Raw genomic sequence first — 12,636 nt, forward strand, 5'->3', positions numbered from 1 at the left:
GCAACGGGCCGTCGAGGATGCTGGATGGCGTTTCGTTACGATCGGATCCGACTGAATGCCCGGCTCACGCGCTTGCTGCTCGGCTCAGCGTGCCTATGGCTGGCAGCAGGAGATGCTCATGCACAGCCCTTCCCGATCTTCAATGGAACGGCGAGCACGTGCGTAGGCGCTTTCCTCGACAGCGGCGGACAAGGAGCAAGCGGCTACGGCAACAACGAGAACTACACCTACACGATCTGCCCTGATGCTTCCGGCACTGCCATCTCGTTGAATTTCATCACGTTCAACCTGAGCACCGCCGGCGCCGCGCCGATCGACTTCATGACCGTCTATGATGGCAACAGCACGGCGGCCCCTGTGCTCGCCACCTGGACCGGCAACGCGGGCCAAGGCCAGATCGTGAGCGCAAGCGCGGGCAATAGCAGCGGCTGCCTCACCATCGTTTTCCGCAGCAATAACACGGGCACGGGAGTCTTCGCGGCCAGCATCACCTGCTACCAGCCCTGCGTGCGGCCGATCGCCGTGGCCACGCACGGCCCCACCAACCCCATGCGCATCTGCCCCGGCGAGAGCGTCACCTTCAACAGCACGGGCAGCTTCGCAGCGCCAGGATTCAACATCGCCTCACGCAGATGGGACTTCGGCGATGGCACCATCCTGAACAATGCGCCGGTCATCGTGAACCACACCTACGCGCAGCCCGGCGGCTACACCGCGCAGCTCTACCTGCTCGATAACAATGGCTGCGCGAGCACCAATCTCGTGGACCTGGTCACGCTGGTGGGCACGCCTCCCACCTTCACCGGAACCAGCGGCACCCTCACAGGTTGTGTCGGCGAGACCCTCTGCTTGAACGGTGTGGTGCAAGGAACCACTTGGAATGAGCTGCCGAATCCGAATGCCGGCGGCGGGGTTTTCCTGCCTGACAACGTGGGTGAGTGCTTCACGAGCACGGTCACCTTCACGCAGTTCGCCCCAGGGCAAACGGTCACATCGGCGAACGACCTCCTTTCAATCTGCATAGACATCGAGCACAGCTTCATCGGCGACCTCGTGATCAGCTTGATCGCGCCCACCGGCGAGAGCGTTATCATGCACCAGCAGGGTGGCGGTGCCACTTTCCTCGGCGTGCCCGTGGACAATGACCTGACGCCGAATGCGCAAGGAACCTGCTACACCTATTGCTGGAGCCCCACCGCCACCAACGGCACATGGGTGGACAACGCCGGCGGCACCTTGCCCGCCGGCACCTATGAGAGCCTCAACCCATTCACCGGATTGATCGGCGCGCAATTGAACGGGACGTGGACCATCCAGATCTGCGACATGTGGGCCAGCGACAACGGCTTCCTGTGCGATTGGGACATCACTTTCAATCCGGCGCTCTACGATGACCTGATCACGTTCACGCCCGTGTATGGGGCGCAATGCGACAGCAGCTACTGGACAGGGCCGAACATCACCAACCAGAGCGCCAATTGCAACCAGGCGTGCGTGACGCCGCCCGCCCCGGGGAATTACGACTATGTCTACCACGTCACCGACAACTTCGGATGCGATTACGACACCACGCTCACGGTGAACATCATCCCTGCGCCGCAAGTGAATGCAGGGCCCGATGCGACCACCTGCAACACGCCGGTGCAACTGAATGCCACCGTGACCAGCGGCGGCTTCCCCACCAACTGCGATTACACGCTCACCCTGTACGATTCATTCGGTGACGGCTGGACCGGCCTGTTCGGCCTTGGCTCGAACGGATCCAACGTAACGGTGACGGTGAATGGCACCCCGTACAGCTATTGGCTGAACAACGGCGCGCAGGCCAGCGTGAACATCCCGGTGACGTCGGGCGCCACGGTTGTGGTGAGCTATGTGGCCGGCAACCTGTACAACGGCGAGCAATCGTTCACGCTCTTCAACAGCAGCGGAGGCGTGGCCTACGCTTCGCCGATGGGTCCAGGCACGGGTCAGCTGTGGAGCGGCGTGGCCAATTGCCCCGGCGGCAACTTCGTGTACAACTGGTCTCCGGCCGCTGGGCTCAGCGATCCGAACATCGCCAATCCGGTGGCCACAGTGGGCGGCACCACGCAGTACTGCGTCACCGTGTACCAGATCGGGCATCCGCTATGCACGAGCACGGATTGCATGACCATCACGGTGGACAACCTGGTGGATCCCGGCACGAGTGCGAATGTGGCCGCGTGCAGCAACGGCGCTGCGATCAACCTCTTCGCCCAGCTAGGCGGGACGCCCACCGCCGGCGGCACATGGTCCGCACCTGGCGGGGGCGCGCACAGCGGCACCTTCCAGCCAGGGGTTGATGCGCCAGGCCTATACACCTACACCGTGGGTGGTGCCGGTGCTTGCGGCGCACCGCAGAGCAGCACGGTGAATGTGACGGTGTATCCGCTGCCTGTTGCCGGCACGCCGACGAGCCTCGCCGTTTGCAGCACAGATGCCACCCAATCCATGTTCGCCCTGCTCGGTGGAAGCGCGCAGGCCGGTGGCAATTGGAGCGGGCCTTCACCCGTGGTCGGAGGCAACTACAACCCGGCTACAATGGACCCGGGCGTGTACACCTACACCGTGAACGGCACGGCACCCTGCCCGAATGCCTCGGCCACGGTGACCGTGACCGAAAGCATGCCCCCGAATGCTGGCAACGATGCGAGCATTGCGTTGTGCAGCACGAGTGCGCCTGTGGTGCTCGTGTCTCAATTGGGCGGTGCCCCCGATGGAACGGGTTCATGGACCGATTCGGGCGGCAGCGCGTCGAGCGGCGGCTTCGATCCAGCAACCGATCCTCCGGGCGTATACAACTACACCGTTACCGGCATCGCGCCTTGCCCCAACGATGTGGCAGCCCTCACCATCTCGGTGAACCAGGCTCCTGATCCCGGTACCGATGGTGCGATCACGCTCTGCTCCTCGGATGCTGCCGGAAGTCTCTTCGCTCAGCTCGGAGGAACACCGGATGCCGGTGGAACATGGAGCGGGCCTTCGCCTGTCGTCGGCGGCATGATCGATCCCGCAACGATGCTCGCGGGCGTGTACACCTACACCGTGACCGGAACCGCACCCTGCCCGGACGGGAGCGCAACGGTGACCGTGACGATCAACCCGCCGCCCGATCCCGGTACCGATGGTGCGATCACGCTCTGCTCGAGTGATGCTCCTGCTTCACTCTTCGCGCAGCTCGGCGGAACGCCGGATGCCGGTGGAACATGGAGCGGACCTTCCCCTGTAATCGGCGGCATGATAGACCCCGCGACGATGAGCGCGGGTGTGTACACCTACACCGTGACCGGCACAGCGCCTTGCCCCGATGAGATCGCGACGGTGACCGTGACGATCAACGCGCCCCCGGATCCCGGTACCGATGGTGCGATCACGCTCTGCTCGAGTGATGCTCCTGCTTCACTCTTCGCGCAGCTCGGCGGAACGCCGGATGCTGGCGGCTCCTGGAGCGGTCCTTCGCCGGTCGTCGGCGGCATGATCGATCCTGCGACCATGAGCGCGGGCGTGTACACCTACACCGTTACCGGAACTGCACCCTGCCCCGATGAGATCGCGACGGTGACCGTGACGATCAACGCGCCCCCGGATCCCGGTACCGATGGTGCGATCACGCTCTGCTCGAGTGATGCTCCTGCTTCACTTTTCGCGCAACTGGGCGGAACGCCGGATGCCGGTGGAACATGGAGCGGTCCTTCACCGGTCGTCGGCGGCATGATCGATCCTGCCACGATGCTCGCGGGCGTGCACACCTACACGGTGACCGGAACCGCACCATGCCCGGACGAAAGCGCGACGGTGACCGTGACGATCAACGCGCCGCCCGACCCTGGTACCGATGGTGCAATCACGCTCTGCTCGAGTGATGCTCCTGCTTCTCTCTTCGCGCAACTGGGCGGAACGCCGGATGCTGGCGGAACATGGAGCGGGCCTTCGCCGGTCGTCGGAGGCATGATCGATCCTGCCATCATGCTCGCGGGCGTGTACACCTACACCGTGACCGGCACAGCGCCTTGCCCCGATGAGCAAGCAACGGTGACGGTGACGATCAATGCGCCGCCCGATCCCGGAACCGATGGTGCGATCACACTCTGCTCGAGTGATGCTCCTGCTTCACTCTTCGCGCAGCTCGGCGGAACGCCGGATGCCGGTGGAACATGGAGCGGGCCTTCGCCGGTCGTCGGCGGCATGATAGACCCGCGACGATGAGTGCGGGCGTGTACACCTACACGGTGACCGGAACCGCACCATGCCCGGACGAAAGCGCGACGGTGACGGTGACGATCAATGCGCCGCCCGATCCCGGTACCGATGGTGCGATCACGCTCTGCTCCTCGGATGCTGCCGCAAGTCTCTTCGCGCAGCTCGGCGGAACGCCGGATGCTGGTGGAACATGGAGCGGTCCTTCGCCGGTTATCGGCGGCATGATCGATCCCGCGACGATGAGTGCTGGCGTGTACACCTACACGGTGACCGGAACCGCACCCTGCCCGGACGAAAGCGCGACGGTGACCGTGACGATCAACGCGCCGCCCGATCCCGGAACCGATGGTGCGATCACACTCTGCTCGAGTGATGCTCCTGCTTCACTCTTCGCGCAGCTCGGCGGAACGCCGGATGCCGGTGGAACATGGAGCGGGCCTTCGCCGGTCGTCGGCGGCATGATAGACCCCGCGACGATGAGTGCGGGCGTGTACACCTACACGGTGACCGGAACCGCACCATGCCCGGACGAAAGCGCGACGGTGACGGTGACGATCAATGCGCCGCCCGATCCCGGTACCGATGGTGCGATCACGCTCTGCTCCTCGGATGCTGCCGCAAGTCTCTTCGCGCAGCTCGGCGGAACGCCGGATGCCGGTGGAACATGGAGCGGTCCTTCGCCGGTTATCGGCGGCATGATCGATCCCGCGACGATGAGTGCTGGCGTGTACACCTACACGGTGACCGGAACCGCACCATGCCCTGACGAGAGCGCAACGGTGACCGTGACGATCAATGCGCCCCCGGATCCCGGTACCGATGGTGCGATCACGCTCTGCTCCTCGGATGCTGCCGCAAGTCTCTTCGCTCAGCTCGGCGAAACACCGGATGCCGGTGGAACATGGAGCGGTCCTTCGCCGGTCGTCGGCGGCATGATCGATCCTGCCACGATGCTCGCGGGCGTGTACACCTACACGGTGACCGGAACCGCACCATGCCCGGACGAAAGCGCGACGGTGACCGTGACGATCAACGCGCCGCCCGATCCCGGAACCGATGGTGCGATCACGCTCTGCTCGAGTGATGCTCCTGCTTCACTCTTCGCGCAGCTCGGCGGGACGCCGGATGCTGGCGGCTCCTGGAGCGGTCCTTCGCCGGTTGTCGGCGGCATGATCGATCCCGCGACCATGAGCGCGGGCGTGTACACCTACACGGTCGCCGGCGCTGCACCGTGCATTGACGCAGCCTCTACGGTAACGGTCACCATCAACATCCCGCCCAATGCAGGTGGCGATGGAGGAATCACGGTATGTGAGATCGATGCGGCATTCGACATGTTCGGCTTGTTGAATGGTGCACCGCAAGGTGGTGGTGCATGGAGCTTCAATGCAGCCGCTCATTCGGGCACCTTCACCCCTGGGATCGATGCATCAGGCGTTTACTCCTATACAGTCAATGGCGCATCTCCCTGTCCAGCTGACATCGCGCTCGTCACAGTCACAGTGAACACCATGCCCGACGCGGGCATCAATGGCGGCCTCACGCTCTGCTCTTCGAGCCCGGCCACAGCACTGATCACAGGACTGAATGGTACGCCTGACCTCGGCGGAAGCTGGACTGCGCCCGGAGGAGGCGCCTCCACCGGAAGCTTCACGCCCGGTGTGGATGCAGTCGGTTTGTACTCATACACGGTCAACGGAACTGCCCCATGCCCCTCGGTTTCCGCAACAGTTAATGTGAGCGTGGCGACGAATCCGAATGCAGGGACTCCTGGCAGTGCGACACTTTGTGCCACCGATGCTTCACTCTTGCTCTTCAGTGAGTTGGGCGGTTCACCCGATGCAGGCGGCGCTTGGAGCGGCCCTTCACCTGCTGTCGGCGGCGTGTATGACCCTGCCACGATGAACCCCGGCGTGTACACCTACACGATCACGGTTCCGCCGCCGTGCGTGAACGCCAGCAGCACGGTGACCATCACCGAGATCGCTCCGCCGAACGCGGGCACCGATGGGGCAATCACGCTCTGCATCAGCAGTCCGCCGGCATCGCTGTTCGCAGCGCTGGGTGGTGGCGCGCAGGCGGGTGGAACGTGGAGCGGTCCCTCGCCGGTGGCGGGCGGGATGTTCAACCCCGCGACCATGAACGCTGGCGTTTACACCTACACGGTGAACGGAACAGCGCCCTGCCCGGATGATCAATCGCAGGTGACGGTGAACGTGGTGGCTGCGCCTGACGCTGGCACGCCCGGCAGCGCTACGCTCTGCGCAACGGACGCCGCCATCGACCTCTTCGCTGAATTAGGTGGCACACCTGATCTCGGCGGCGCTTGGAGCGGCCCTTCACCGGTAGTCGGCGGCGTGTATGACCCTGCCTCGATGAACCCCGGTGTGTACAGCTACACGATCACCGTTCCGCCGCCGTGCGTGAACGCAAGCAGCACCGTGACCATCACCGAGATCGCACCGCCGAACGCAGGCACCGATGGGACCCTCACCCTATGCATCAGCAGCCCCGCGGCATCACTCTTCACCCAGCTCGGTGGTGGCGCGCAGGCGGGTGGAACGTGGAGCGGTCCTTCGCCGGTGGCGGGCGGGATGTTCAACCCCGCGACCATGAGCGCTGGCGTTTACACCTACACGGTGATTGGAACGGCGCCCTGCCCGGATGATCAATCGCAGGTGACGGTGAACGTGGTGGCTGCGCCTGACGCAGGCACGCCCGGCAGCGCTACGCTCTGCGCAACGGACGCCGCCATCGACCTCTTCGCTGAACTAGGCGGCACACCTGATCTCGGCGGCGCTTGGAGCGGTCCTTCACCGGTAGTTAGCGGCCTGTACGACCCCGCCTCGATGGACCCCGGCGTGTACACCTACACGATCATCGTTCCGCCGCCGTGCGTGAACGCAAGCAGCACCGTGACCATCACCGAGATCGCACCGCCGAACGCAGGCACCGATGGGACCCTCACCCTCTGCATCAGCAGTCCGCCGGCATCGCTGTTCGCAGCGCTTGGCGGCGGCGCGCACGCGGGTGGAACGTGGAGCGGTCCCTCGCCGGTGGCGGGCGGGATGTACAACCCCGCGACCATGAACGCTGGCGTTTACACCTACACGGTGAACGGAACAGCGCCCTGCCCGGATGATCAATCGCAGGTGACGGTGAACGTGGTGGCTGCGCCTGACGCAGGCACGCCCGGCAGCGCTACGCTCTGCGCAACGGACGCCTCCATCGACCTCTTTGCGGAACTAGGCGGCACACCTGATCTCGGAGGCGCTTGGAGCGGTCCTTCACCGGTAGTTGGCGGCCTGTACGACCCCGCCTCGATGGACCCCGGCGTGTACACCTACACGATCACCGTTCCGCCGCCGTGCGTGAACGCAAGCAGCACCGTGACCATCACCGAGATCGCACCGCCGAACGCAGGCACCGATGGGACCCTCACCCTCTGCATCAGCAGCCCCGCAACATCACTCTTCGCGCAGCTCGGTGGTGGCGCGCAGGCGGGTGGAACTTGGAGCGGTCCCTCGCCGGTGGCGGGCGGGATGTACAACCCCGCGACCATGAACGCTGGCGTGTACACCTACACGGTGAACGGAACGGCGCCCTGCCCGGATGATCAATCGCAGGTGACGGTGACAGTGGTTGATGAGCCCTATGCGGGCGGCCCCGGCTTCCTGAGCATATGCGGCTCCGATGCGCCGGATGAGCTATTCAGCTACCTCGAAGGCTCGCCGGACCAAGGTGGCCAATGGACCACGCCAGGCGGCGCATCATTCGATGGCCTGTTCGATCCCGGTACGATGAGCGGAGGCGTGTACACGTACACGATCACCGTTCCGCCGCCGTGCGCGAGCGTGAGTCAGACCGTGACCGTGGATGTGATCGCACCGCCCGATGCGGGATTCGATGGCACCCTCACGCTCTGCATCAGCAATGCACCCATGCTGCTCCTCCCCAGCTTGGGTGGATCGCCCGATGCCGGTGGCGCGTGGACATCGAGCAACGGCGACCCGTTCAGCGGCACCTTCGATCCAGCGACCGATGCGCCCGATGCGTACACCTACACGGTTCAAGGCTCGGCGCCATGCCCGGCCGATGCCGCAACCGTCACGGTCGCGGTGACGCAGATGCCCAACCCTGGCATGCCTGACATCATCAACCTGTGCGTGGTGGGCGATCCGGTGGACCTCTTCCCGGTACTCGGCGCGGCGGACCCCGGCGGCACATGGACCGCACCCGGTGGCGGTGCTTCCAGCGGCCTCTTCACGCCCGGAACGAATGCACCGGGCGACTACACCTACACGGTGAATGGCATCGCTCCTTGTCCATCAGCATCGGCCGCGATCACCGTGAATGTGCTCGCGAACGCGGATGCCGGCCTCGATGGCGAAACGACGCTTTGCGGGAACAACGCGCCAATCGACCTCTTCGACCTTCTCGGCGGAAGCCCGGACGCAGGAGGCTCTTGGTTCGCGCCGGATGGAAGCCCGGCCCCAGGCAACTTCGATCCAAGCACCCAGCCTGCGGGCGCGTACAGCTACATCCTCTTCGTGCCTGCGCCCTGCGAGAACGACACGAGTGAAGTGATCATGAACGTGGTGGCACCGGTGAGCGCCGGAAGCGACGGCAGCGCAACGCTGTGCTCCGATGATGCACCCGTCGCCCTCTTCAACCTGTTGAACGGAACGCCGGACGCTGGTGGCGATTGGACCGCGCCCAATGGCACGCCCACGGAGAGCACCTTCGATCCGGCGATCGACGCGCCCGGCGCATACGTGTACACCGTGCAAGCCACAGCACCCTGCCTGGACCAGAGCGCCACGGTCAACATGGCGGTGAACCCCTTGCCCGATGCCGGAACCAACGGCAGCATCACGCTGTGCCCCGAGGCGGCGCCCATCCAGCTCTTCACGCTCCTTGGCGGCACGCCCATGCCCGGCGGCACGTGGACCGGACCCGGCGGCCAAGCGAGCAATGGCATCTTCGACCCTGCGACAAGCGCGCAAGGCGTTTACACCTACACGGTCCTCGGCCTGTCGCCCTGCCCCAATGCCTCTGCGAGCTCAACGGCCACGGTATTCTTCATCGCGCCGCCCAACGCAGGGCCCGATGCAGTGAGCTGCACGCTCGAATACACACTGAACGCCACGGGCAGTTGGGCAAGCGGCTCGTGGAGCGGCCCGGCCGGCATCACCTTCAGCGATCCCGGTTCGCCGACGAGCACCGTGACCGCGATCGCCGGCGGCCCATACACGCTAACCTGGAGCGTGCTCTCCAATGATGGCTGCGCCACGCAGGATCAGGTGACGATCATCTTCACGGATGCGATCGTTCCCGTAGTCGCCTTGACAGACGCCATCTGCAACGGCGTTTGCGATGGAACGGCAAGCGTATCCGCAACGGGCGGCAACGGTGCATACGACTACGCTTGGTCAGGCTCCATCGCGGGCAATTCGCCCAGTGCAACGGGCATCTGCGCTGGCGAATACACCGTGACCGTCCTCGACGAGAACGGATGCTTCACCATCGTTCCGTTCAGCATCGATGAACCGGAACCGCTTGTGATCGACACGATCCTCGTCACCGACGAGACCTGCCCCGGCGCTTGCGACGGCAGCATCACCGTGGTCGATCCAGAAGGTGCGCTCTTCAGCTTGAACGGCGGCGCATTCGGCTCCGGCAACGTGTTCACCGGACTCTGCCCCGGGCAATATGTGGTGCTGATGCAGGATGCGAACGGCTGCTCGGCAACCGGCATGGCCACGATCACGCGTCCGGCACCCGTTGTGGCCGACTTCGACTTCGCGCCAGAGACGCTTTTCGTAGGCTCATCAACCGCGGACTTCACGAACACCTCCACGCCGAATGCGGTGAGCTTCTCTTGGGATTTCGGAGGCGTGGGAAGCAGCACAGCCACCTCACCATCGTTCACCTTCCCCGGCGGACTAGGGGATACGTACATGGTCTGCCTCACCGCCTACGATGCCAACGGCTGCGCCGACACGCATTGCGAGCCGGTCGAGGTGCTCGACGCGCTCGTGGTCTGGGTGCCCAACGCCGTCACTCCGAATGGCGACGGCGAGAACGACACGTTCATGCCCATCTTCAACCTTCCGCAGCTCGTGAAGGACTACGAGTTCATGATCTTCGACCGATGGGGATTGCTGCTCACCCGGAGTGAACAGGTGCATGCGCCCTGGAGCGGCGATTACCAAGGCGAAGTGGTGCAGGAGGATGTGTATGTGTGGAAGATGAAGTTCAAGAACAAGCTCACCAACGAGCTGACCGAAAGGGTCGGGCATGTGACGGTGCTGAAGTAGAAGACCAGATTTCCCGCATCCCACGAGAAGAGCGAAGGCCCCAGAGAAACTCTGGGGCCTTCGCTTTGACGGGGTGGGTCGAGCTACACGTCCAGCTTCGCGTAGATCGCGTTCTTCTCGATGAACTCGCGGCGGGGAGGCACTTCATCGCCCATGAGCATGCTGAAGACGCGGTCGGCCTCGGCGCCGTTCTCGATGGTCACCTGACGAAGGGTCCGGCGCGTGGGGTCCATGGTGGTCTCCCATAGCTGCTCGGCGTTCATCTCACCCAGGCCCTTGTAGCGCTGCACATGCACGCTGGCGTCCTTGTTGCCGCGCTTCATGGCCTCGATCACCGCATCGCGCTCATTCTCATTCCAGCAGTACACCTGCTCCTTGCCCTTCTTCACCTGATAGAGCGGCGGGGTGGCGATGTAGAGGTGGCCGCCTTCGATCAGCGCCTGCATGTGACGGAAGAAGAAGGTCATGATCAGCGTCTGGATGTGGCTGCCGTCCACGTCCGCGTCGCACATGATCACGATCTTGTGGTAGCGCAATTTGGTCATGTTCAGCGCCTTGCTGTCCTCTTCGGTGCCGATGTGCACGCCGAGCGCGGTGTAGATGTTCCGGATCTCCTCGTTGTCGAGGATCTTGTGCTGCATGGCCTTCTCCACATTGAGGATCTTGCCGCGCAGGGGCAGGATGGCCTGGAACTCGCGGTTGCGGCCCTGCTTGGCGGTGCCGCCCGCTGAATCGCCCTCCACCAGGAAGAGCTCACTGGCGCCGGCATCCTTGCTCTGGCAATCGGCCAGCTTGCCGGGCAGGCCGCCGCCGCTGAAGGCACCCTTGCGCTGCACCAGTTCGCGCGCCTTGCGTGCGGCATGGCGCGCGGTGGCGGCCAGGATCACCTTCTCCACGATCTGCTTGGCGTCGCGCGGGTGCTCCTCGAGGTAATTCTCGAGCATCTCGCTCACGGCGATGTCCACTGCGCCCATCACCTCATTGTTGCCCAGCTTGGTCTTGGTCTGCCCCTCGAACTGGGGCTCCTGCACCTTCACGCTGATCACGGCGGTGAGCCCCTCGCGGAAGTCGTCGCCGCTTATCTCGAACTTGAGCTTCTGCGTGGCGCCGCTGTTGTCGGCGTACTTCTTCAGCGTACGGGTGAGGCCGCGCCGGAAACCGGCCAGGTGCGTTCCGCCTTCGTGCGTGTTGATGTTGTTCACGTACGAGTGCAGGTTCTCGTTATAGCTGTCATTGTACACCATGGCGATCTCCACCGGGATGCCCTGCTTCTCGCCCTCCATGTAGATCACATCCTCGATCAGCGGCATGCGCGTGCCATCGAGGTACTTCACGAACTCCACCAGGCCAAGGTCACTGTAGTACTCTTCGCTCACGAAGCTGCCGTCGGCGCCGGTGCGGCGCTCGTCGGTGAGCCTGAGGCGGATGCCCTTGTTGAGGAAGGCGAGCTCGCGCAGGCGTGCGGCAAGGGTGTCGAAGTTGTACTCGCCCACCTGGAAGATGCTCAGGTCGGGCTGGAAAGTGACGATGGTGCCACGGTAGTCGGTGGTGCCGATCTCGCGCACGGCGTATTGGGGCTTGCCCTCGCTGTACTCCTGCTCGTACTTCTTGCCGTCACGGTGCACCTCGGCCCGCAACAGGGTGCTGAGCGCGTTCACGCAGCTCACGCCCACGCCGTGCAGGCCGCCGGAGACCTTGTAGCTGTCCTTGTCGAATTTGCCTCCGGCGTGCAGCACGGTCATCACCACCTCCAAAGCACTACGACCCTCCTTGGCGTGCATGTCCACCGGGATGCCGCGGCCGTTATCCTTCACGCGGATCCCGTTCTGGGGGGTGATGGTCACCTCCACGGTGTCGCAGTGGCCGGCCAGCGCCTCGTCGATGCTGTTATCGACCACCTCGTACACCAAGTGGTGAAGGCCCTTCACGCCCACATCGCCGATGTACATGGCCGGGCGCTTACGCACCGCTTCGAGGCCTTCCAATACCTGTATGCTGTCGGCTGAATAGCTCGCCGCCGCCTTCTTCTTCTCGCTCATTTCCAGGGTTGTCTCTGACATGGTTTCTATGCTCAAATCGCCCTTTTTTCAAAGGC

At 64.1% G+C, this 12,636-nt stretch carries 3 protein-coding genes; 2 read left to right on the forward strand and 1 reads right to left on the reverse strand.

Annotation, left to right across the window (positions count from 1 at the left end):
- Window positions 1–24: 24 nt before the first annotated feature.
- Window positions 25–4,227 (forward strand): PKD domain-containing protein, encoded by a 4,203-nt coding sequence (locus IPM12_02350; protein ID MBK9146643.1) that lies wholly within the window; start codon window positions 25–27, stop codon window positions 4,225–4,227.
- Window positions 4,224–10,541, forward strand: a complete 6,318-nt coding sequence (locus IPM12_02355) for a gliding motility-associated C-terminal domain-containing protein (protein ID MBK9146644.1) — start codon at window positions 4,224–4,226, stop codon at window positions 10,539–10,541. Before IPM12_02350 ends, IPM12_02355 begins: the two co-directional genes overlap by 4 nt.
- An 83-nt stretch (window positions 10,542–10,624) precedes the next feature.
- Here IPM12_02355 and gyrB read toward each other — a convergent pair whose 3' ends face one another.
- Window positions 10,625–12,580, reverse strand: a complete 1,956-nt coding sequence (gyrB, locus tag IPM12_02360) for a DNA topoisomerase (ATP-hydrolyzing) subunit B (GenBank protein ID MBK9146645.1) — start codon at window positions 12,578–12,580, stop codon at window positions 10,625–10,627.
- Window positions 12,581–12,636: the final 56 nt, after the last annotated feature.

It is taken from the genome of Flavobacteriales bacterium (assembly GCA_016716605.1).
GTDB lineage: Bacteria > Bacteroidota > Bacteroidia > Flavobacteriales_F > PHOS-HE28 > PHOS-HE28.

Coding starts and splice junctions, on each gene's coding strand:
- IPM12_02355 (MBK9146644.1), top strand. CDS start 4,224: ATGAGTGCGGGCGTGTACACCTACACGGTGACCGGAACCGCACCATGC.
- IPM12_02350 (MBK9146643.1), top strand. CDS start 25: ATGGCGTTTCGTTACGATCGGATCCGACTGAATGCCCGGCTCACGCGC.
- gyrB (MBK9146645.1), bottom strand. CDS start 12,580: ATGAGCGAGAAGAAGAAGGCGGCGGCGAGCTATTCAGCCGACAGCATA.